The sequence below is a fragment of the Caballeronia zhejiangensis genome (assembly GCF_022879815.1).
Classification (GTDB): Bacteria; Pseudomonadota; Gammaproteobacteria; order Burkholderiales; family Burkholderiaceae; genus Caballeronia; species Caballeronia zhejiangensis.
On the sequence record NZ_CP084286.1, the window covers coordinates 294,751 to 317,037 of the forward strand.

Consider the following 22,287-nt stretch of genomic DNA (forward strand, 5'->3'; position numbering starts at 1 on the left):
TGCATTCGTTCGATATGCAGTCAATGGAGGCCTGGACATGAAGAAGAACTCCGCAGCCATCTGGATTCTCGGCGCGATGGTCATCGGCATAGTGGTTGGCTACATGATCTTCACGAGCTTTCCCGACAAGAAAACCGCCACGGAGATCGCCGGCTACATCTCCCTCGTGTCCGACGTGTTCCTGCGCCTCATCAAGATGCTGATCGGGCCGCTCGTGTTCTCCACACTGGTCGTCGGCATCGCGCACATGGGCGACGCCGCCTCGGTCGGACGCGTGTTCGCCAAGGCGCTCGGCTGGTTCCTCACCGCGTCGCTCATTTCGCTGCTGCTCGGCCTCGTGATGTCGAACTTGCTCAAGCCCGGCGATAACCTCGGCTTGCCGCTTCCCGACATCGGCGCATCGGCGAATCTCGCGACATCGAAGTTCACGCTGAAAGACTTCGTCAGTCACATGGTGCCGCGCTCGTTTGCCGAAGCGATGACCAACAACGAGATCCTGCAGATCGTCGTGTTCTCGATGTTCTTCGGCGTCGCGCTCGCCGCGCTCGGCGAACGCGGCAAGATCCTGCTCGCCGCGATCGATCAGCTGTCGCACGTCATGCTCAAGATCACCGGCTACGTGATGAAGCTCGCGCCGCTAGCCGTGCTCGCCGCGATGGCCGCGACCGTCGCGGTCAACGGGCTGACGATCCTTCTGAAGTTCGCGGTCTTCATGGCCGACTTTTATATCAGCCTCTTTCTGCTGTGGGGCCTGCTCGTGCTCGCGGGCTTCCTGTTTCTGCGGCGGCGCGTGTTCAAGCTGCTGTCGCTCATCAAGGAAGCGTTCATGCTTTCGTTCGCGACCGCGAGCTCGGAGGCCGCGTATCCGAAGATCCTCGACGCGCTCGATCGTTTCGGCGTGAAGCGCAAGATCTCCAGCTTCGTGATGCCGATGGGCTACTCCTTCAACCTCGACGGCTCGATGATGTATTGCACGTTCGCGACGCTCTTCATCGCGCAGGCGTACGGCATTCATCTGCCGATCAGCACGCAGATCACGATGCTGCTGATCCTCATGCTGACATCCAAAGGCATGGCCGGCGTGCCGCGCGCGTCGCTGGTCGTGATCGCGGCCACGCTCAATCACTTCAACATTCCCGAGGCGGGACTGCTGCTGATCCTCGGCGTCGATACCTTCCTCGACATGGGGCGCTCGGCGACCAACGCCGTCGGCAATTCGATCGCGAGCGCGGTCGTCGCGAAGTGGGAAGGCGAGCTGCTGACGGAATCGGAGGCGGCGAAGAATGCGGCGCGCATCGAGGCCGAACAGGACGCGTCGCTCGCGCATCCCGCGCAGGTCTGACGGAGGCGAGCCATGAAGACGCAGCGCTTCTGGTCGGCGCTGGCTGCGGCCAGCCTGATCGCGATCGCTCCGAACGCGCGCGCGGCCGACGACGTGCAGACACCGCCGCCCGACAACGACGCCTACGCGCCCGCGACGCTGACCGGCACGCTCGCCAAGGCGCGCGACACGGGCACGATCGCGATCGGCTATCGCGATGCCTCAGTGCCGTTCTCGTATCTGAACGCGCGCAAGGAGCCGATCGGCTATTCGATCGAACTCTGCAAGTCGATCGTCGCCGCGATCGGCAATGCGGTGCATAAGAACCTGAACATCCGGTGGGTGCCCGTGACGCCGGAGAATCGCATCGAAGCGGTCGTCGATGGCCGTGTCGATCTCGAATGCGGCTCGACCACGAGCAACGTCGAGCGGCAGAAACGCGTGGCCTTTTCGCCGATCTTCTTCGTGGCCGGCACCAAGGTGATGGTCAGGAAAGGGTCGCCGATCCGCTCGTTTCGCGATCTCGCGGGCAAGAAGGTCGCGGTGACGGCAGGCACGACGAACGAGAAGGCGCTGCGCGATCTCGACCGGAAGTTCGCGCTCGGCCTGCAGTTGCAGATCGTGCCGGATCACGCGGAAGGCTTCGCGCGCGTCGCGAACGGCGAGGCCGATGCCTTCGCCACCGACGACGTGCTGCTCTACGGCCTCATCGCGGAGAACGCGGCGAAGGGCGGCGCGTATCAGGTGATCGGCGATTATCTGTCGTATGACCCGTACGGCATCATGTATCGCAGGGACGATCCCCAGCTTGCGCAAGTCGTGAAGGATACGTTCCAGAACCTCGCCGCCGATGGCGAAATCGAGCGTCAATACAAGCGCTGGTTCCTGCAACGTCTGCCGTCGGGAAAAAGCCTCGACATGCCGATGAGCGCGCAACTCGAGAGCATCATCGAGTCGATGGCGGGCGGCGAGGCGCAGTAGCGCGCGGGCGTCCTTACTCGTCGACGAGCTGGCGCACGCGCGCGGCCAGCGTTTCGATCGCGAACGGCTTGGTCAGCACTTGCATGCCGGGCTCCAGGCGTCCATTGCCGATCACCGAATTCTCCGCATAGCCGGTGATGAAGAGCACTTTCAGATCGGGACGCGCCTCGCGCGCCGCATCGGCCATCTGGCGTCCGTTCATGCCGCCGGGCAAGCCGACATCGCTGATGAGCAGATCGATCCGCACATTCGACTGCAACAGCTTGAGGCCCGCGATGCTGTCGGCGGCTTCGATCACCGCGTAGCCGGCCTCTTCCAGCACATCGACGATAAGCATGCGAACGCTCGGTTCATCGTCGACGACGAGCACGGTTTCGCCCGACTCCGCGCCCGAGATCGGCGATGCGGATTGATCGGCGGCATCGTCATCGACACCGCCATAGAAGCGCGGCAGATAGATGCAGACCGTCGTGCCCTGCCCGACTTCGGAATAGATCCGAACCTGGCCGCCCGATTGCTTCGCGAAGCCGTAGATCATCGATAGACCGAGGCCCGTGCCCATGCCGATCGGCTTGGTCGTGAAGAACGGATCGAACGCATTCGCGATGACATCGGGCGTCATGCCGGTGCCGGTATCCGTCACGCACAGCGACAGGAACTGGCCTTCGGGCATGTCGTGGCTTTGGGCCGCGCGGTGGTCGATCCACTTGTTGGCCGTTTCGATGGTGATGCGCCCGCCATCGGGCATCGCGTCTCGTGCATTGATGCACAGGTTGAGCAGCGCGTTTTCCAGTTGTCCCGAATCGACGAGCGCGGGCCACAGGCCCGTCGCGCCGACAGACTCCACCTTGATGCCCGGGCCGACCGTGCGCTGGATCAGTTCGGTCATGCCGTTGACGAGCGCGTTGACGTCCGTGGGACGCGGATCGAGCGTTTGCCGCCGCGAAAACGCCAGCAGCCGATGCGTCAGCGCCGCCGCGCGCCGCACCGCGCCTTGCGCCGCGACGACGTATTTGTCGACCTCCGCGATCCGTCCTTGGCTCAGCCGAATGCCGAGCAACTGCAGCGAGCCCGACACGCCCGCCAGCAGATTGTTGAAGTCGTGCGCGAGGCCGCCCGTCAACTGACCGACCGCTTCCATCTTCTGCGCCTGACGGAGTTGTTCTTCCGCGCGCATCAATTCCGCCGTGCGCTCGGCGACGCGCTGCTCCAGCGTTTCGTTGAACGCGCGCAGCGACGCGATCGCGCGATCGCGTTCCTCCTCCGCTTTCTTGCGCGCGGAGATGTCGCGAAAGAGGATCGACACTTGCCGCAGGCTGGGCGGTTCGACGCGCGACGCCGACACCTCGATATGCCGCCCCGCCGACAGAAAGTAGCGCTCGAAACGCGCGGTCGCGCCGGTGCGCAGAACGTCGCCGTAGATTTCGACCCAGCCGTCGGCATCGGTCGGATCGATCTCGCGCAAGGTCTTGCCGACGATGTCGCGAATGCCCGAGTGCCGCTCGTATCCCGGATTGGCCTCGACGTGCAGATAATCGCTGAGCGGTCCGTGCGGGCCATCGATGAATTCGATGATGCAAAAGCCGTCATCGATCGCGTTGAAGAGCGTGTGGTAGCGCGCCAGCGTGGCGAGGCGGCGGGCTTCGGGATCGGGCGTTTGGGTCATCGGAAGAGTTCGGGTCGGTCGCGTCGTGGGCGGGCGGCCCGCGCGGCGTCGAGAGCTTACGGCAAAACAAGCATTTTGCGTGCACGCACATGCCCGGCCGTTGCGCGACGAACTTTCGTCCACCGTCTCAGACGAAACTTGCCTGCATGATGCGGTTGCGCCCGCGCGCTTTCGCATCGTAGAGCGCCTCGTCGGCCGCGCGAATGAGCGCGCTTACGTCGTCGTCGCGTTCCGGCCGCCAGCTCGCGAGACCGATGCTCGCCGTGACGCGGCCGAACTCGCTGCCCGCGTGCTCGATCGACAGATCGCTGATGGCCGCGCGAATCTTCTCGGCGATTTTCGCGGCGCCGTCGGCGGGCGTGTCGGGCAATACGACGACGAACTCCTCGCCGCCGTAGCGCGCGGCGGTATCGACGGGCCGCCGTATGTTGTCGCCGATGCAGCGTGCGACGGCCGCGAGCGCGTCGTCGCCGGCCTGATGGCCGTAGGCATCGTTGAAGGCCTTGAAGCGGTCGATATCGACGAACAGCAGCGAAAAGAGACTGCGCGTGCGGCGCGCCCTGCGCCATTCCTGATCGAGAATCTCGCCCAGCGTGCGGCGATTGTGCAGCCCGGTGAGTCCATCGGTGCGCGCGAGCAACTGTAGCTCCGACTCCGCGCGCATGCGCCGCCTGAATTGCGCGGCGAGCACGAACGACAACGCGATGAATCCGATAGCGAGCACGCCCATCGACGAGCCGATGATGATCGCGCGCCGCCGCCATGCCGCGTAGATGTCCTCTTCTCCTTCGGCCACCATGATGATGAGCGGCAGATTCGGGAAGTTGCGGAAGTAGTAGAGGCGGCGCCTCCCGTCGATCGACGATGTTTCGCTGAAGCTGCCCTGCTCCGCCGCCCGAAATTTCTTGAAGGTATCGGCCTGGCTGATGTCGCGGCCGATCACGCGCGGATCGAACGGCTGACGCATGATCATCAGGCCGTCGTGATTGATGAGCGACACCGCGCCGTGCGGCCCGAGCGAAAGCCCCGCGAAAAGATTGCGGAAGTATTCGAGGTTGATGGCGAGCATCGCGACGCCCGCGAAGGACCCGTCGGGACGCGAGAGTCTGCGGCTCAACGCGATGCTGGGCGCGCCGCCGCGCAATCGCGACGCATACGGGCCGCTGATGTAAAGCCCGGCGTCTGGCCGGTCGCGTTGGACCGTGAAATAGCCGCGATCCGCGAAATCGCCCGGCCGGGGCACGAGGCTGCCCGAATCGATGATGATCTTGCCGTTCTCGTCGAGCACGAGGATCGACCCGAGATCGCGCGCTGTGGCCGCCCGGTCGAACAGCACGTCGTTGCGCAGGCGGGGCGGAAGGCTCATTACGTCGTCGCGTTCGACGCCTTCGACGACCGCTTGCAGCGACAGTTCGTAGAGTTCGAAATTGCGCTCGATGTCGCGCTCGGCGAGCAACGCGAGATTGCGGGACGTGTCGCGCGCGCGATCGAGCGCATCGACCCGGCCCTGATACAGGACCAGCGCGCAAAGCGCCACCATGAGAAGCGCGATGAGCGTGCCGCACAGCACGATGACGTTCGGCGTCGAGCTTCGCGCGCGTGCCGGGGCGGGTGCGTTGAGACTCGGGTTGTAGATATTTTCGGTTGCCACTATCTGGAGGTCCGGGAACCTGGCTCGCGAGTTTATCTGTTGCTCTGCATGGTCCTTGGGTTGCGAGCTAGGGCGTCATTGTCTCCTATTTGTATGATCCCGGCTTGAAGTAGTGAAGCTTCAGCGAAGCGCCCCCCGCCCCAGCGCGATATACCGCGCGAGATGATGATCCTCATCGCCCAATTGATGATCGATCATCACGAGCCGCTTCGCGTAATGAGCAAGCGGCAGCTCCCACGTCATGCCGATGCCGCCATGCATCTGAATGGACTCTTCCGCGACGAGCGTGCCGATGCGCCCGACCGAATGCTTCGCCGCCGACAACGCTCGCTCGCGCGCAACACCCGATGCGCCGACCGCCGCCGCCGCATTGATCGCAGCGGAACGCGCCTGCTCGATCTCGAGCAGCACATCGGCCATGCGATGCTGCAACGCCTGAAACGCGCCGATCGGCACGCCGAACTGCCTACGCGTGCGCAAATATTCGAGCGTGTGCTCCTTCGCGACATCCATCGCGCCGACCGCTTCCGACACGAGCGCGACGAGACCATATCCGATCGCATGCGCGAGCGTCGCGTAGGCATCGCCTTCATTGCCGACGAGCGCATTGGCATCGAGCGTCACGTTTTCGAGCGATACTTCCGCCACGCGTCCGCCATCGATCTTGCGATAGCCGCGCATCTTCACGCCCTGCACATCGCGCGGCACGATAAAGAGCGAAATGCCCGCTTCGTCGTACTCGTTGCCCGACGTGCGCGCCGACACGAGCAGCACGTCCGCATGTTCGCCCTGCTGCACGACGCCCTTCGCGCCGTTGAGCATCCATCCATCGCCATGCCGGGTCGCGCGCGTGTTCACGCGTGCAAGCTCGTAGTGCGAGCCGGGTTCGTCATGCGCGAATGCTGCGATCGCCGTCCCGTCGATCATGCTCGCAACGATCTCGCGCTGCCGCTCATCGCCCGCGAAGGCAAGTGCGCGCCCGACGATCAACGTATCGAGAAACGGTTCGACGACGAGCCCGCGACCGAGCGCTTCGAACACGACGGACACATCGAACCCGTCGCCGCCGAAGCCGCCGATCGATTCATCGAAGAACGCGCCGACGATGCCAAGCTCGCAAAACCGTCGCCACATATCGCGGCTGAAGCCCTCTTGCGAACGCGCGATCCTGTCGCGCACATCGAAGCCATATTGCTCGGCGATGAAGCGGTTCAGCGAATCCGCGAGCATCCGCCGGTCTTCCGTGTGCTGGAAATTCATCGTGCGCGTCCTTTAAAGACCGAGGATCATCTTCGAGATGATGTTCTTCTGTATTTCGTTGGAGCCGCCGAAGATCGACAGCTTGCGATTGTTGAAGTACTCCGACGCCGAATCGAATGTTTCGTCATCCTTGTCATCTTCGAATGCTTCGTCTATCAACGGCTGCGCGTACGGACCCATCGCGCGACGCATCAGCGAAGAGATTTCCTGGCGAATCTCCGTGCCGCGAATCTTCAGCATCGAGCTTTCCGCGCCTGGCGCGCCGCCGCCCGCGACCGCCGCGATCACGCGCAGATTCGTCGTCTTCATGTTCTCCAGATCGATCTCGACACGCGCGAGACGCGCGGCGAACAAAGGATCGTCGATGAGCGCGCGGCCGTTGCATTGCACCTTGCCCGCAACAGCCTTCAGCCGGCTCAGCGCGGCCACTGAAAAGCCCACGCCCGCGATGTTCGTGCGCTCGTAGGTCAGCAGATACTTCGCATACGTCCAGCCCTTGTTCTCCTCTCCGACGAGATGCGCAACGGGCACGCGCACGTCCGTGAAGAACACTTCGTTGACTTCGTGCTCGCCGTCGAGCGTGATGATCGGACGCACGTCGACGCCCGGCGTATTCATGTCGATGAGCAGAAAGCTGATGCCTTCCTGCTTGCGCGCATCCTGCGACGTCCGTACGAGACAGAAGATCATGTTCGCGAAGTGCGCGAGCGTGGTCCACGTCTTTTGTCCGTTGACGATGTAATACTCGCTGCCGTTCTCCATCGTGCGAACGGCTGTCGTACGCACCGATGCGAGATCGGAACCCGCGCCCGGCTCCGAATAGCCCTGACACCACCAGTCCGAGCCATCGAGAATACGCGGCAGCCAATGACGCTTCTGCGCCTCGCTCCCGTATTTGATGAGCACCGGCCCGAGCATGTTCACACCGAAAGGCACGATGCGCGGCGCGCCCGCAATCGCACATTCGTTCTCGAAGATGAACTTCTGCACCGCGGTCCAGCCCGGGCCGCCATACTCCTTCGGCCAGTGATTCGCGAGCCAGCCCTTCGCGTTGAGCGTGGCGTGCCATTGCGCCATGTCGTCGCGCGTCAGGCGCTCGCCCGTGCGCGCCTTCTGCGCAACATGCTCTGGCAGCGATGTGCGCAGAAACGCTAGGACTTCGGCGCGAAAGGCTTCTTCGTCTGCGTTGAATGTCAGGTCCATGACTGCGATTCCATGAGTGATTGAAAGGCCACGCGTCAGGCCGTCTGATTCAGGCTCGCGAAATTCCTCCCGCGCGCCACGAGATCGACGATCAACGGCGACGCGCGCCAGAAGAGCGGATCTTCCTGCGCGAATGCGCGGATATCTGCGAGCACGTTGTCGAGACCCACGGTATCGGCATAATGCATCGGGCCACCGCGATAGCGCGGGAAACCGAAGCCGTGCATCAACGTGGCATCGACATCGAGCGGACGTTGCGCAATGCCTTCGTGCACGATATTCGCGCCCTCGTTGATCATCGCGGCCAGGTAGCGGCGCACGATCTGCTCATCGGTGAATGGTCGCGGCTTGACGCCCGCACGCTCGCGCTCGGCATCGATGATCGACTCGACTTCCGCATCCGGCGTGCCCGTGCGCGCACCGTCTTCGTAACGATAGAAACCGCGTCCCGTTTTCTGGCCGAACCAGCCGCGCTCGCACAGTTCATCGCCGATACGCACGTAACGCGCGTTCGGATCGCGCGTCGCGGCGCGGCGCTTTCTCGCGGCCCAGCCGATATCGCCGCCAGCCAGATCGATGACCTGATACGGTCCCATCGGAAAGCCGAAGTCGCGCACGGCCCGATCGATCTGATACGGCGACGCGCCGTCTTCCATCAGATGATCCGCCGCCGCGCGATACACCGCGAGCATGCGATTGCCGATGAATCCATCGCACACGCCCGCACGCACCGCCACCTTCTTCAGCTTCTTCGCGAGTTCGAAACCGGTCGCAACGACATCGGCGCTCACGCGCGCGGGCACGACCACTTCGAGCAGCTTCATGATGTTCGCGGGCGAAAAGAAGTGCAGCCCGAGCACGTCCTGCGGACGCGAGATGCTCGCCGCGATCTCGTCGATGTCGAGATACGACGTGTTCGTCGCGAGCACCGCGCCCGGCTTGCACACGCGATCGAGTTGCGCGAACACGGCCTTCTTCGCGGCCATGTCCTCGAACACGGCTTCGATGACGAGATCGGCATCGGCGAGCGCGTCGTATTTCGTGTCGCCGTGAAAGCGTTGCAGCGCGCGTGTTTTCGATTCGTGCGTCAGGCGGCCCTTCGCGATCAGCGCGTCGTACACCTTCTCGACATGCGCGCTTCCGCGTTCGAGCGAGGCTTCGTCGCGCTCGATCATCGTCACCGCGAGACCCGCGTCGAGCAGCGCGACGGCGATGCCCGCACCCATCGTGCCGCCGCCGATCACACCGATGCGATCGAGCGCGCGCGGCTGTGCGTCGCGCGTTTCGGGCGACTTCTGCGTTTCGCGTTCGACGAAGAACGCATGCACGAGACCCGCGCGTTGCGGGCTCTCGCGGCATTCGAGGAATTGCTCGCGTTCGAAGCGCAAGCCTTCGTCGAAGGGCAGATTCAACGCCGCTTCCACGCAATCGACGATCTTCAGCGGCGACAGCAATCCGCGCGACTTCTTCTGCGTCTCGGCGCGCGCGGCGGCGATCGCTGCCACGCTCGCTTCCTTGTCCGCGAGTCCGCGCGCGTTCTTCGTGCGGCGCGGCGCGGCCTTCGTCGCGATGAGTTCGTGCGCGAAAGCAAGGCCTTCGGCGAACACGTCGTCGCTCTGGCCGACGCGGTCGACGAGACCCAGACGCAGCGCTTCCTCCGCGCCGATGTGATGGCCACTCAACATCATCGACAACGCGGCCTGTGCGCCGATCAGACGCGCCGAGCGCTGCGTGCCGCCCGCGCCCGGCAAGAGTCCCAGTTGCACTTCGGGCAGGCCGAGCTTCGCGCCGGCGACCGCGATCCGGTAATGCGACGCCAGCGCGACTTCGAGTCCGCCGCCAAGCGCCGCGCCGTGTATCGCCGCGACGACGGGCTTCTCGCAACGCTCGATGCGGTTGCACACCTCCGGCAACGACGGCGGCACGGCGGGCTTGCCGAACTCGCGAATGTCCGCGCCCGCGATGAAGTTCCGGCCCGCGCCGACGATCAGCACCGCGCGCACGGAGGCATCTGCATCGGCGGCTTCGATTGCATCGATGAGACCGCGCCGCACGGCAGCGTTGAGTGCGTTGACGGGCGCATGGTCGATCGTCACGACAAGGACGCTGCCGCGTAATTCGTGTTGAACCGCGGATGCGGTTTCGGGCGCGCTCGAAAGCGTCATGGATGAAGTCTCCTGAGTCGATGTTCCTGTTTTACGTGGAAGCATTCTCGCGGGGACAGGCATCCTTGACAATCACAGGCTCGATTGACAGACTGTCAAATCTCTTTTGACAATCGAGCCATGCCGTGGACGTCAACGAGCTGACGCTGCTGGTCGAAATTCTCGATGCGGGTAATCTGAGCGAGGCGGCGCGCCGCCTCAAGATGACGCGCGCGAATGTCAGCTATCACCTGAATCAGCTCGAAAAGTCCGTCGGCCTGCAGCTCGTGCGGCGAACCACGCGACGCGTCGAGCCGACCGAGCTCGGCCTCAAGCTCTATGAGCACGGCCGTTCGATCCGCAACGCGCTTTTCGCGGCGCAGGAATCGGTATCGACGCTCGGGCAAGGATTGCAGGGGCGCGTGAGGTTATCGGTGCCGAGCGGTTATGGACAGCTCGTGATGTCGGAATGGCTGATCGCGTTCAAGCGCGAGTACCCGGATATCGTGCTCGACGTGATGTTCGAAAACCGCGTCGAAGACCTGCTGCGCGACGAAGTCGATATCGCCGTGCGCGTGATGCCCGAGCCGCCGCCGAGTCTCGTTGCGCGCGACATGGGGCCGGTGCGGTACGTCGCGTGTGCATCGTCCGCGTATGCCGAAACGCACGGCATGCCCACGCGGCTCGAGCAACTGGGCGTCGTGCCGGTGATCACCGCGACGGTCGTCGGCAAGCAGACGCGCGTCGCCGCCTATCTCGACGATGAACGTCACGAAGTGCTCCTCGAACCGAGCCTCATCTCCGAGAACTTCCTGTTTTTGCGCGATGCGATCCTCGCGGGTCTCGGCGTCGGCATCGTGCCGGATTACGTCGTGTCGGAAGACATGCGGCGCGGCGCGATCGTCACCGCGCTCGACGAATGGCGGCTCAGCATCTTCGGCACGCACATGTACATGCTCTACATGCCGAACCGGCATCACACGCGCGCGACGCTGGCGTTCATCGAGTTCATGCTCGACCGCGCGCGAAAGGCGGGGCGCGGGCGTCATTGAAGGATCTGCGTCACGCCTTGCGGACGCGCTCCGCAAAGCCTATCGCCACCGACATCAACGCAATGCCCGTCATCTGCGCGCCGCTCAAACGCTGATCGAAAACCAGCCAGTCGATGACGATGGTCACCGCCGGGTAGACGAACTGAAGCACGGCGACGCGCGCGGTGTCGAGCCGCGCCATGCCGATATACATCAGTGTGTACGCAAAGCCCGTGTGAATCAGCCCGAGGCCCGCGAGCCACGCCCACGACATGCCCCATGCGGGCCACCCGTGCTGCATCGGCCAGATCCATAACAACAGGGTGCCGATGGCGCACTGCCACCACGCGAGCACGCCCGCAGGCAGATCGCGCAGCCGTCGCGCGGTGATCGTCACGCCCGCCATGCACAGCGAACCGGCCAGACATGCGGCCACGCCCGTCCAGTACGCGGGCTGCAAAGAGCCGTCCGACGCGTGTCCGGCGATGCCCGTCGCGAGCACGAGTCCGCACATCGCGACTGCCACGGCCATGACGCGCTGCCCGCCGATCGCCTCTTTGAGCCACAACGATGCGAATAGCAGCACCCACATCGGCTGCACATGAAACAGAACGATGGCGACGCCCGCCGATATGCGCTCGACCGCGCTGAAGAAGAGCGCCCAGCTCGACACCATCAGCAGGCTCGCCGCGAGCACCCAAAGAACGTTGCTGCGCGTGAGGCGCAGAAAGCGGGTCTGTCCGCGCGAGATGAGCCACGCGCTCATGCCCAGAAGCCCGAAAGCGCAGCGAAACCATGTCGCGGTCAGCGGATCGGCATTCGCTTCGTGCAGGAAAACACCGATCGTGCCGAGCAGCGCGCAGCCGACGATAAAGGGCAACGCGCCTGCCGCAGATCGTGCTTCACTGCGCGCGGTTGTACGGGAAGAGGATGACGCGTTCGTGTTCATGCCCCAAGTGTGTGCCGCGATCGATAGAACGAAAAGCGCATAATTCGAAGATCATCCATTCGATTTTCGAAATCGCCGATCAGACCCATGAAACAACACGATTTGCAGATGGACTGGCTCAAGTGCTTCGTCGCCGTCGTCGATGCGGGTTCGCTGTCGAGCGCGGCGGGCGAAGTGCATCGTTCGCAATCGGCGGTGAGCATGCAATTGAAGAAGCTCGAAAGCGCGCTCGGATTGCGGCTCATCGAACGCGGCTCGCGCGCGCTCGAACTGACTCACGACGGGCAAACGCTGCTCGGCTATGCACGGCGCATTCTCGATCTGCATGCCGAGGCGCAGGTCGCGCTTCAGGGCGAGCAACTCACCGGCCGCGTGCGCCTCGGCGTGCCCGACGACTACGCGGCCAAATATCTGACACCCGTGCTGAAGCGCTTTGCGCCGCGGCACAGCGGCGTCGAGATCGAGTTGATCTGCGAGCAATCGACATCGCTGATTCCGCGCATCGCGAATAGCGAGCTCGATATCGCGCTCGTATCGCGCGATCACGGCCGGCGCGGCACGCTGCTGTTCCATGAGCCGATGGTCTGGGTCGGCGCGGCGCAATTCGAATTATGGAGACGCGATCCGTTGCCGATCGCCGTCTATGAAAGCGCGAGCCTCGCGCGGCGCAGCGCGATTCATTCGCTCGCGCAGCAAGGCCGCCGCTACAAGGTGGTCTACAACAGTTCGAGTCTGGCCGGGCAGATTGCCGCCGTCGAAAGCGGTCTCGCGGTCGCGGTGCTGACGCAATGCAGCGCGCCGGACCATCTCCGCATTCTGGGCAACGATGAAGGCCTGGGTCCGCTCGAACCGATGGAAGTCGCTGTCTATCGCAGTCGCGATTCGCGCGGCTCCAAAGCGGTGGACGGCCTGTATAGCCTCCTCGTGAAGACGCTCAGGCAATCGGCGTCAGTCTGATCGACGACGATATGAAGCAATGCCCTCGATCTCGACGAGCAAATCGGCGCGGCAGATATCGGCCTTGACATAGCGGATGTTCGCATCCGCATGAAACGCGGTCTGCGCGAGTTTCATCACGCGCGGCAAGTCCGCCGCATGACGGTAATACACCTTGATCTGATCGAGGTCGCGCAGCGTATAGCCGCCGCTCACGTTCTGCGCTTCGAGATTCTCGATGCCGATCAGATGCGCGATATTGCCGATCGCGACATGCCATTGCTTGTCGAGATCGCCTTCGTGCACGGTCTCGTGTCCGAGAATGCTCGCGGTGCCCGAGACGTACAACGTATCGTCCAACAAGGTGCCGCGCGCGAAGCTCGGCGACTTAGGACCGTATCGCTGCGGATATTCATACGCGGGCGTCTGTCGCGAGTTCTCGATATGCCGCGGCGAATTTGCGCGGCACGCCAGAAAATAGAAGCCGACGCCATCGCCCGACGTGCCGATGCCGGTCGCCGCCGGCATACCCGATGCGCCCGTGTAATCCTGCTCGAACGCGATGGCGCGTCCACGGCAGAAATCGCGATACACCTCGAGCCCTTCCCGATTCGCCCCGTTGATGTGCGGGATGAAATTCCACATGCGGAAAATCTTCGGGAAGTCCCGCTCGCCGACGAGCGCGAACGCATCGCCATAGGCTTGTCGCGTGGCTTCGGTATAGCGGCCGGACGACGCGATGAAGCCCGCGCAAAAGAGAAACTCGTCGTCGTGCGCGAAGACGAGATCATTGAAGCGTCCGCTGTGGATCGGCCCGTTGCCTGTCCAGATTTCGGCGAAGCCGTCGTGAGAGTCGTCGCACATCGCGAGGCGCAGCGTCGGCACACCGCTTTCGATGCACGGCCCGCCGCTCGCCGCACCGAAGACGATGCGCGCGAGCACATCGTCTTCGCATGTCGCGTCATGCGCGATGAAGCGCGATCGGGGCGTCGCCATCATCGATCATTCATCGGCCTGATCGCCGAAGAGGTCCGCGGTCGAGACGCGATCCTGCTGCAACGGCGGCAACGCACCGCTCCTCACTTGTTCGAGCACGTCCGGCGGCAGCCAGGTTTCTTCCATTGCGCCGATGCCGTTCTCGATCATCTGCTGGAGGAAGAACGATTGCTTGCGCCCCGTCACTTCCGCCAGAAGTCGCAGCCGTTGTTCGAATTGTGGATCGACCCGCACTGCGACCACCTTTAGCTTGTTTTCGGCGGTCCTTCTCACTGCATGCTCCTGTTACGTTCGTTGCGCGCCGCGAGCGGGCGCGCGCATGCGGTGCTTATACCACAGCCTGATTGCGCGACGACCGATGCGCACTCATGCATGGCGATGACAGACCTGCGTGCTACCATCGAAACGAGCGTTTCGGCGCTCGCGCACGCCTTGCAACGCGCCATGAACGAATCTGAAGAACACTCCGCTTCAGGCACCGCAGAGACCCTGCCCTCTCTGCCACCGCTCGACTTTCGCGCGGCGCGCAGACGGCTCTTCGCTGCACTCGTTGCGTCGATCGTCATTCCCTTCGCATTTTTCTGCCTGTACGGTTACTACACTTACGGACGCACATTCGCCGAAACCGGCGAGTCGCTCGAACGGCTCGTGCGTATCGTCGACGAAAAGGCCAACACCGTTTTCAGCATCAACCGCGAACTGATCTCGCGCATCGACGAGATGCTCGGCAGCGGCGACGCGGATTTCATCGCGCGCAGCCAGTCGGAGCTGCACGACAAGCTCGCGCGTCTCGCGGCGGCTCATGAACAGATCGCGGCGCTCTCCGTGCTCGACAGTCGCGGCAGGCTCGTGCTCAGCAGCCGCTTTTTTCCCGCGCCCGATGTCTCCGTCAGCGATCGTGCGGATTTCATCGCGACGCGCGATACGCATTCGAGCTTTCATGTTTCCATGCCCGAGCGCGGGCGCGTGAAGAACACGGACATCGTCAACACGCTGAGCGCACGCTATGCGAAAGACGGCCGCTTTCTCGGCGAAATCGCGATTGCCGTGCGGCGCGATTATCTGTTCGATTTCTATCGCGAACTCATTGTGAGCGATCCCGCGCTCACGCTCGCGCTACATCGCGACGACGGCGCCGTGCTCGCGCGTTTTCCGCCGGCGTCCGCACCCAATGCGCCCGATCGCCATTCGGTGCTGGCGAGCGCATTCGCGCAAGGCAAGCCCACGGGTCTGATGCGTTACATATCGCCGCTCGACAACGATGAAAAGCTCGCGGCGTGGCGGCGTGTCGGCGACTATCCCGTCTACGCGGCGGCGGGCTTTTCGATTCATGACGTGCGCCTCGCATGGTGGCGGCGCGATGTATCGATCGCGTCGATCGCACTGATTCCGTGCATCGCGCTGTGGGTGCTGATCGGCTTCTCGCTGCGACGCCTCAAAGCGGAAGAAGCGGCATGGCACAACTGGCGCGGCGAACTTGCGCTGCGCCGCTCGGCCGTCGCGGCCACGCGGCGGCTTCAACGCATGGGCGCGCTCGGCAATCTCGTCGCGAGCGTCGCGCACGACTTCAATAACCTGCTGATGGTCGTCACGTCGAACATGGAACTGGCGCGGCGCAAGGGCTTCAACGGCCTCGAAAAGGAAGTCGCGGCGGTGGAGCGCGCATCGAAGAATGCGCAATCGCTCGCACGCCGCCTGCTGAGCGTCGCGCGACGTCAGCCGCTTCAGATGCAGGTCATCCGCCTCGATCGCTGGATGATGGACTCCGAGCCGCTCGTGCGCGCGTCGGTGGGCGACAAGGTCACGTTCGGCTCGCGCGTGCCGCCATCGACGTGGACCGTGCGCGTCGATGCGACGGAGCTGACCTCGGCGCTCATCAACATCGCCGTGAATGCGAAGGACGCGATGCCTCACGGCGGCGACTTTCGCATCGAGTGCAACAACGTGCGTTATACGTCGACGCATGAAGGTCTCGGCGCCGGCGAATACGTCGTGATCTCGTGCAAGGACAGCGGCGTCGGCATGCGCACCGACGTCGCAAAACAAGCGTTCGAACCGCTTTTCACCACCAAGGGCGCGGGCGCCGGGACTGGGCTCGGACTCGCGCAAGTGCTCGCGATGTCCGAGCAGGCGGGCGGCACGGCGCGCGTGAATTCTGCATGGGGCTTCGGCACGACAGTCGACATCTATCTGCCGCACTGGACCGGCGAAGTCGATGCGCCTGCGGATGCGCCGCCTGTGGAGACGGTCGATCGCGAAGCGCCATCGTCCACCGTGCTGATCGTCGAAGACAACGAGGAAGTCGCGGCGGGCCTGTGCGCCGTGATCGACGTGCTCGGCTGGCAAGCGCGCCACGCATCGTCAGGCGACGCCGCGAGACAGATGCTCGAAGCCGGCGATGAATTCGATCTCGTGCTTTCCGACATCCAGATGCCCGGTAGTTACGACGGCATCAAGCTCGCGGAATGGATCAAGTCGACGCGCCCGAATCAGCCGGTCACGCTGATGACGGGTTACGCCGATCAGCTCGACGAGGCGCGCCGCACCGGCTTTACCATACTCGCGAAGCCTTTCAATATCGACGAGTTGCAACGGCTGCTGAACGGCCTGTCGATGCGCGCCGCGCGGTGAGTCTCGTTCGTGCGCTTCAGTGCAGCGGCGATTCTCCGGGCAACTGAAACGCATCCACGGTATAGCCCATGTTGAAATATCCCGCGCGCGCGTAGACGGAAATGTGCTCGAGCTGCTCGGCGCGCGTGGTTTCGCTCGCGGCGTGAGCGTCGTTGGCCGAACGCTCACGCGCACGCTGCGAAGGGCCCGAAAGCGCCTGCCAGTAGTGAGTCAGGAAGTGCGGCATGGCTCGCCTCCTCGATGCATGAACAGCTCGAATCTAAGCCTTCAAAAAGACTTGGACAAACAAGCTTTTCTGCAATGCATTGCAGGCCGCACCGCTTTGGCGCATCAGGCTGCGTCGACGCCTTCCCGCACGGTGCCCGTGGCCTGCGACTGCTCCAGATGGCGCAGCAGCAACGTCACCATCGCGACGACGGTGAACGCGAGAATCACGAAGAACGCCGCGAGGGGCGTGAGAATCTGCACCGACACGAAGCCCGCGAGACCCATCATCACCGACGACACGAGCAAGAGCGAGCAGCCGAGAATCGCCGCGGTAAGGCCCGCGATATGCGGAAAGAGCGAATTGCCCTTTGCCATCAGCGTCGGGTACATCGCGCCGGCGCAGAAGCCCATCACGAGCACCGGCGCGGACAACGTCCATACGGTGAGGCCGACCGTCAGCGAGAGCAGCAGCATGACGACCGATGCGCCCGCCATCACGCGCGCGCCGATGCGCAGCCGTTGCTCCGCGCTCGGCAGACGCGCGCCATGCACGCGGTTCGACAGCCCGCCGAGGAAATACATCATGCCGATGGCGAGCGCGAGATAGCCGAAGTACGTCGGCGGCTTGTGCAGCGTGTTCTGCACCATGAAGGGGCCGACGATGTTGAATACGAGCAGGATGCTATAGCACAGCCCTTGCGCGAGAAAACAGCTCTGGAAAACGCGGCTCGACAACACCTTGCCCGCATTCGTGAACAGCGTGCGCGGCGCGAGACGCACCGGCTTCTGCAAGGTCTCGCGATAGCGCCATATGAGCGTCCACATCACGATCGAATAGATGAGCAGAAAGACGAGGCACGACTTCCAGCCGAACCATTCCTGCAAGTGCGCGCCGATCACGGGCGCCACGATCGGCGCGAGCCCCCACGCGATCGACATGTAGGTGAACGCGTGCAGCAGCGCCAGGCCCTTGAACGAATCGGTGATGATCGCCTTCGCAAGCAGGTTGGTCGCCGCGATGCCGAAGCCTTGCAGGCACCGCGCGAGCAGGAAGGTTTCGAGGTTCGTCGCCGCGAGCGACAGTAAGCAGCCGAGCGTGAAGACGACGAGCCCGAACGCCAGCACTTTTTTGCGCCCGTACGCATCGGCGATGGGGCCGAAGACCAGTTGACCGATCGCATACGCCGCCATGTAGCCGGAGACGCTCGACTGGATCGCCTGGGGCGACGTGGCGAAGTAACGCGCCATCGCGGGCAACGCGGGCACGTAGATATCGATGGCGAGCTGCCCCGCCGACGCGAACAGGCAAACCAGAAACAGCAGGAATTGCGGGGAATTCTTCGAAGGATGAGCGTGGTTCATGACAACGACGAATGAGCGAAGGCCGGCGGCCTCTGCGGGCCAATCCGGATGGGGATTCATCGTATTGTGCCTGTCATCGCGCGAATCGGCTCAAAGCCCTCGTCGCGCGTACGTCAACCTGCGCGTTTCCCGCGCGATCGATCACGTCTTGCCATGCAGAATGGGATGCGACTGGCCCGGTATCGGGCGGCCACGGCTGTCCGTCGGCACGAGCTGCGTCTGGAACGCGACGAACAGCGCCTGAAACTTGCCGTCCACTTCGATCATGACCGCGCCGTCCTGAAACACGCCGTTCTCGTTCGAGTGGTCCTTGACATGCGTGCCCTTGCCCGGCTTCGGGTTGCCCTGATTCATATGCGTCTCGTGCAGCCCGTCCTTCCCCGGCTCGAACAGGAAGCCAAAGCCATAGACGGTCACGTCTTTCGTCGGCTTCCATCCGAGGCGATCGTCGCTATAGCTCGGCGTTTCATAGACGTAATCGACGCCGTTCGCCGACATGTCCAGTTGCAGCATCTCGTTGAGAAGCGCATTGATATCGTTCTTCTCGTCCTTGGTGTCGAGCGGGATCGGGCGCATCGCGTCGAGATCGACGAGTCGCGAATCGTGTACATAGTCGAGCTTCGGGAAGTTCGCTGTCGACACACCCGCCGACAGCTTGTCGAGATCGGCCGTCATCGGATGATCGAAGTATCGATTCCAGACATACAGCACGAGATAACCCGCTGGCCCCGTCAGCGAGCTATCGGATTTCACGTTGGTGACGATGTCGAATGGCTTGCCGTTCGCGTCCTCGCTGACGATCACGTAATGCGGATCGCCCTTATAGCCCTGAAGAAAGGGGACGCCTAGCTTGACCGTGCCCTTGAAGACAACGTATTCGTTGCGCGCCATGATGACAACATCCTTTCGGCCAATATGCGATCACGACGATATCAACGAATCGCTTTTCTCGCAGCTTTGAAGCGATGTTTCTGCTCCGCCTTCAGCGCACGTAACGCGTGCTTTTCGCTGGCATCGTCGGCGAATTCGCCTCGTGAATTCGAAAGCAAATCGCGGCTCGCAACGACATCGTTCAACGCGCCGAAGCGCTTTTGAAGCCGCTTGAGGCTCTTCACCTCGGCGCGCAGTTTCGCCGGGATATCCGGCTCGAAAAACTCGATCAGATAACGCACCTTCTTTCCCGCCTTGCGCACTTCGTGATACGCAGCATAGTCTGACTGTTTCGCGCGCAACGCCCGCTTGATGCGCTTCTTCAGCTGACTGCGCGCCGCGCCGATGCGCTTCTTCGCGAACCGTTCGACCGGCACGCGTTGCGGTCCCGTGTTGAGCTGATGATTCGCTTCCTTCAATCCGCTCAGCAGCACATGCTTCATGTCCGCGTTGGCGAGATTTTCGATGCTCGTCGCGAGCACGTTAGCCCGATGCGCCTTCACCGTTTCGTCGAATCCTTCGACATCGAGTTCATGCAGCAATTCGATCAGAATGTCCCAGTCCCGCGCGCTGCCCGCCGATGTCGCGAGATACCTGAACAGGGCGCGCTGACGCGTATCGAATTCTTCGTCCAGCAAAGGCCGGTATGCCCAGAACAAAGTGCGCAGCCTGCGCAACGCAACACGCAGCTTGTGAAGCACTTCCGGGTCCGTGTTTCCGTCGAGCGTGGCAGCGTGCTGCATCGCCTCGTCGATCAGCGGCGACGCGAGATCGCCGAATCTGGCTTCGGCCGTGATGCGCGTTCGATCGTCCATGATCGCTCCCTGTTACCGAATGACCCGGTTACGCAACATGCATACCCGCTGCGCGGGGCGAGCGGAACATGTCTTGCTTCATGCCCAATACGGAAAATGCCGCTGTCATCGGATGCTCCACAATGAAAAAACGGTTGGGTACACTGGGTCCGTTGACAGGACATAGCTTATAGATTACGGAGTCGGTTTGAGGAAGCGAGCCACCGTCATTTGTCGGAAGGGCAACCGGATACTTCTGGTGGCGCGACGTCGCACCAAGTGGGCGCTGCCCGGCGGCATGCTCAAGCGAGGCGAGCATCTTTCGGACGCCGCGCTTCGCGAACTCAAGGAAGAAACGCGTCTCGCGGGCAAGTCGGCGAAATTCCTGTTTCAGCATCGTGGAAGGCAGAAGCATCATCACGTCTTCTTCTGCGATGTGCCGAAGAACGCAAAGCCGCGCGCGAGCAATGAAATCTCTCGCTGCCGCTGGGTTCATATGTCGGAAATTTCACGACTCGCGACCACCGAGCCGACGAGACACATTGTGAAGGCGCTCGGCGGCAAACGCTGACACCGTTTCGCATGGTCGTTCGGCAAACGTCACGCGCTTTGTCCTTTCGCATCGCCATAATCGACGCGCACCGCAGGCACGAACCACGCGAGACAGAGGCCGACGAACGCCGCCATCGCGGCGACCACGAGCCCGACGTGAATCGACGCGACGAGCGCCATGCGCGCCGAGTGCATCATCGTCATCGCATCGGCCGCTTGGCCCGCCGCGACGAGGCGTTCGATCAGCGCAGACTGTTCCGCACGGTCGATCAGCAGGTCCGGGCTCGCGAACGATTTGAGCCACTGCGTCGCCTGATACGAATCGAGCGGACGATGCACGTTTTGCGCATAGAGATGCCCGAGCAGCGCGCCGGTGATCGCGGTGCCCAGCATGCCGCCGAAAATGCGCAGCGATTGCAGCAACGCCGTGACCGCGCCGATCTGCTCGCGCGCGACGATCTGTTGCGAGCAGATGGTGAGATTCGTCGCGACGAGCCCGAGGCCGAGTCCGCTCGCGCCCATGCACGCCATCCAGACGGCATGCGGTTCGTGACCATCGAGCGAGACGAGCGCGAGACAGCCGGCCACGGAAAGCGCGAAGCCCGCATACATCAGCACGTTCGCACGCGGGATGCGCGTGACGATGCGGTTGTTGATCATGCTGCCGACGGTCGTGCCGAGCAGCAGCGGCGTGATGAGCATGCCCGAATCGTGCGGCGACATGCCATAGCCGCCCTGAAACAGCAGCGGAATGTAGAAGGCCATCGAGAAGAGCGCGAAGCCGCCGAGCACGGAGATCGCGAAAAGCGCGGCGAGCTTGCGGTCCATCAGCACGTCGACGGGCACGACGGGATAGCCCATGCGCTTTTCCCAGAAGTACAGTGTCGCGCCGAACAGGAGCGTGACGAGCGCAAGCACGATCGTCGTGCGCGAGACGCCTTCTTTCGGCAGCAGTTCGATCAGCAGTTGCAATGCGCCGAGCGTCACCGCGACGACGCACGCGCCGAGCCAGTCGAGCTGAATCCGTCCACGCGTCTTCGCATGATGCAGGTTCGGCACGAACATCAGCACGAACATTAGCGAGACGATGCCGATTGGCACGTTGACGAAAAACACGAGCCGCCAGCCGCGCATCTGCGTGAGCATGCCGCCGAGCGTCGGGCCGATCACGTTGGCGACGCCGAACGTCGACGTGACGAGCACGAGCCAGCGCAGACGCAGCTTCGGATCGGGAAAGAGATCGGCGACGGCGGCGAACACCGTGCCGAGCAGAATGCCGCCGCCGATGCCCTGCACGCCGCGCGCAATCACCAGGAACAGCATGCTGTCGGCGAATCCGCACAGCACCGACGCCAGCGTGAACAGCACGATCGCCGCGAGCAGAAACGGCTTTCGTCCGTAAAGGTCGCCGAGCCGCCCGAAGATCGGAATCGTGATGACGGACGCGAGCATGTACGACGTCGCGACCCACGCGTACAGATCGAAGCCCTTGAGTTCGGCGACGATGCGCGGCATCGCGGTCCCGACGATGGTCTGATCGAGCGCGACGAGCATCGTGACGAACGCGATGCCGAGCATCGCGAGCAGCGATTCGCGAAACGGCAGGCGTTGCCGTTCGCGATCGCCGACATCCAGGAACGAGTTCATGACATGCGCGAGCGCGCGCTCAGAGG

General features: G+C 63.2%; 19 protein-coding genes. 6 read left to right on the forward strand and 13 right to left on the reverse strand.

Annotation, left to right across the window (positions count from 1 at the left end; all coding sequences use genetic code 11):
• Nucleotides 1-37: 37 nt before the first annotated feature.
• Both LDZ23_RS27525 and LDZ23_RS27530 read left to right on the forward strand, forming a co-directional pair.
• The gene (locus LDZ23_RS27525) at nt 38-1,342 is read left to right on the forward strand and encodes a dicarboxylate/amino acid:cation symporter (protein ID WP_008347015.1); all 1,305 of its coding nucleotides are present in this window, start codon (nt 38-40) and stop codon (nt 1,340-1,342) included.
• Between the two features lie 12 nt (nt 1,343-1,354).
• A complete protein-coding gene (locus tag LDZ23_RS27530; RefSeq protein ID WP_008347016.1) occupies nt 1,355-2,302 on the forward strand; it encodes an amino acid ABC transporter substrate-binding protein in 948 nt (315 codons plus the stop codon).
• A 13-nt stretch (nt 2,303-2,315) separates the two neighbouring features.
• On the opposite strand, the gene LDZ23_RS27535 is transcribed toward LDZ23_RS27530, so the two are convergent.
• The 5 genes from LDZ23_RS27535 to LDZ23_RS27555 all read right to left on the reverse strand — a co-directional run bounded on the left by LDZ23_RS27535 (nt 2,316) and on the right by LDZ23_RS27555 (nt 10,247).
• A complete protein-coding gene (locus LDZ23_RS27535; protein ID WP_008347018.1) occupies nt 2,316-3,968 on the reverse strand; it encodes an ATP-binding protein in 1,653 nt (550 codons plus the stop codon).
• A gap of 127 nt (nt 3,969-4,095) precedes the next feature.
• Entirely contained in the window at nt 4,096-5,619 is a 1,524-nt protein-coding gene (locus LDZ23_RS27540; protein ID WP_051996395.1) for a sensor domain-containing diguanylate cyclase, read from the reverse strand.
• A 120-nt stretch (nt 5,620-5,739) separates the two neighbouring features.
• Nucleotides 5,740-6,879, reverse strand: a complete 1,140-nt coding sequence (locus tag LDZ23_RS27545) for an acyl-CoA dehydrogenase family protein (protein ID WP_008347021.1) — start codon at nt 6,877-6,879, stop codon at nt 5,740-5,742.
• A gap of 12 nt (nt 6,880-6,891) precedes the next feature.
• Nucleotides 6,892-8,082 (reverse strand): acyl-CoA dehydrogenase family protein, encoded by a 1,191-nt coding sequence (locus LDZ23_RS27550; protein ID WP_008347023.1) that lies wholly within the window; start codon nt 8,080-8,082, stop codon nt 6,892-6,894.
• Between the two features lie 35 nt (nt 8,083-8,117).
• Complete coding sequence (locus tag LDZ23_RS27555) at nt 8,118-10,247, reverse strand: 3-hydroxyacyl-CoA dehydrogenase NAD-binding domain-containing protein (RefSeq protein ID WP_008347024.1); 2,130 nt, start codon at nt 10,245-10,247, stop codon at nt 8,118-8,120.
• Between the two features lie 125 nt (nt 10,248-10,372).
• Between LDZ23_RS27555 and LDZ23_RS27560 the strand changes: the two genes are divergently transcribed.
• Nucleotides 10,373-11,278 carry a LysR family transcriptional regulator gene (locus tag LDZ23_RS27560; protein WP_008347026.1) on the forward strand — a complete coding sequence of 302 codons (906 nt, stop codon included), beginning with the start codon at nt 10,373-10,375 and terminating at the stop codon, nt 11,276-11,278.
• A gap of 10 nt (nt 11,279-11,288) precedes the next feature.
• Here LDZ23_RS27560 and LDZ23_RS27565 read toward each other — a convergent pair whose 3' ends face one another.
• Entirely contained in the window at nt 11,289-12,137 is an 849-nt protein-coding gene (locus LDZ23_RS27565; RefSeq protein ID WP_244808305.1) for a DMT family transporter, read from the reverse strand.
• 156 nt (nt 12,138-12,293) lie between these two features.
• Here LDZ23_RS27565 and LDZ23_RS27570 point away from each other — a divergent pair, with 156 nt between their 5' ends.
• A complete protein-coding gene (locus tag LDZ23_RS27570) occupies nt 12,294-13,163 on the forward strand; it encodes a LysR family transcriptional regulator (protein ID WP_008347029.1) in 870 nt (289 codons plus the stop codon).
• Here the strand turns inward: LDZ23_RS27570 and LDZ23_RS27575 are convergent.
• Complete coding sequence (locus LDZ23_RS27575) at nt 13,155-14,141, reverse strand: FkbO/Hyg5 family chorismatase (protein ID WP_144403714.1); 987 nt, start codon at nt 14,139-14,141, stop codon at nt 13,155-13,157. The two genes, LDZ23_RS27570 and LDZ23_RS27575, sit on opposite strands and share 9 nt — an antisense overlap.
• A 3-nt stretch (nt 14,142-14,144) precedes the next feature.
• Nucleotides 14,145-14,411, reverse strand: a complete 267-nt coding sequence (locus tag LDZ23_RS27580; RefSeq protein ID WP_033536447.1) for a YlcI/YnfO family protein — start codon at nt 14,409-14,411, stop codon at nt 14,145-14,147.
• 171 nt (nt 14,412-14,582) lie between these two features.
• Here LDZ23_RS27580 and LDZ23_RS27585 point away from each other — a divergent pair, with 171 nt between their 5' ends.
• The gene (locus LDZ23_RS27585) at nt 14,583-16,769 is read left to right on the forward strand and encodes a hybrid sensor histidine kinase/response regulator family protein (protein ID WP_144403715.1); all 2,187 of its coding nucleotides are present in this window, start codon (nt 14,583-14,585) and stop codon (nt 16,767-16,769) included.
• 16 nt (nt 16,770-16,785) lie between these two features.
• On the opposite strand, the gene LDZ23_RS27590 is transcribed toward LDZ23_RS27585, so the two are convergent.
• The 4 genes from LDZ23_RS27590 to LDZ23_RS27605 all read right to left on the reverse strand — a co-directional run bounded on the left by LDZ23_RS27590 (nt 16,786) and on the right by LDZ23_RS27605 (nt 20,083).
• Nucleotides 16,786-16,995: a hypothetical protein gene (locus LDZ23_RS27590; RefSeq protein WP_008347038.1), complete on the reverse strand. Its 210-nt coding sequence runs from the start codon at nt 16,993-16,995 to the stop codon at nt 16,786-16,788.
• A 104-nt stretch (nt 16,996-17,099) separates the two neighbouring features.
• Nucleotides 17,100-18,338, reverse strand: a complete 1,239-nt coding sequence (locus tag LDZ23_RS27595; RefSeq protein WP_051078977.1) for a multidrug effflux MFS transporter — start codon at nt 18,336-18,338, stop codon at nt 17,100-17,102.
• Between the two features lie 141 nt (nt 18,339-18,479).
• Nucleotides 18,480-19,229 (reverse strand): DUF2278 family protein, encoded by a 750-nt coding sequence (locus LDZ23_RS27600; RefSeq protein ID WP_034470221.1) that lies wholly within the window; start codon nt 19,227-19,229, stop codon nt 18,480-18,482.
• A 41-nt stretch (nt 19,230-19,270) separates the two neighbouring features.
• Nucleotides 19,271-20,083, reverse strand: coding sequence for a CHAD domain-containing protein (locus LDZ23_RS27605; RefSeq protein WP_008347044.1), 813 nt, complete (start codon nt 20,081-20,083; stop codon nt 19,271-19,273).
• Nucleotides 20,084-20,270: 187 nt separating this feature from the next.
• Between LDZ23_RS27605 and LDZ23_RS27610 the strand changes: the two genes are divergently transcribed.
• Nucleotides 20,271-20,633, forward strand: coding sequence for an NUDIX hydrolase (locus LDZ23_RS27610; RefSeq protein WP_034470223.1), 363 nt, complete (start codon nt 20,271-20,273; stop codon nt 20,631-20,633).
• Nucleotides 20,634-20,662: 29 nt separating this feature from the next.
• Here LDZ23_RS27610 and LDZ23_RS27615 read toward each other — a convergent pair whose 3' ends face one another.
• The gene (locus LDZ23_RS27615; RefSeq protein WP_008347047.1) at nt 20,663-22,261 is read right to left on the reverse strand and encodes an MFS transporter; all 1,599 of its coding nucleotides are present in this window, start codon (nt 22,259-22,261) and stop codon (nt 20,663-20,665) included.
• Between the last annotated feature and the right edge of the window lie 26 nt (nt 22,262-22,287).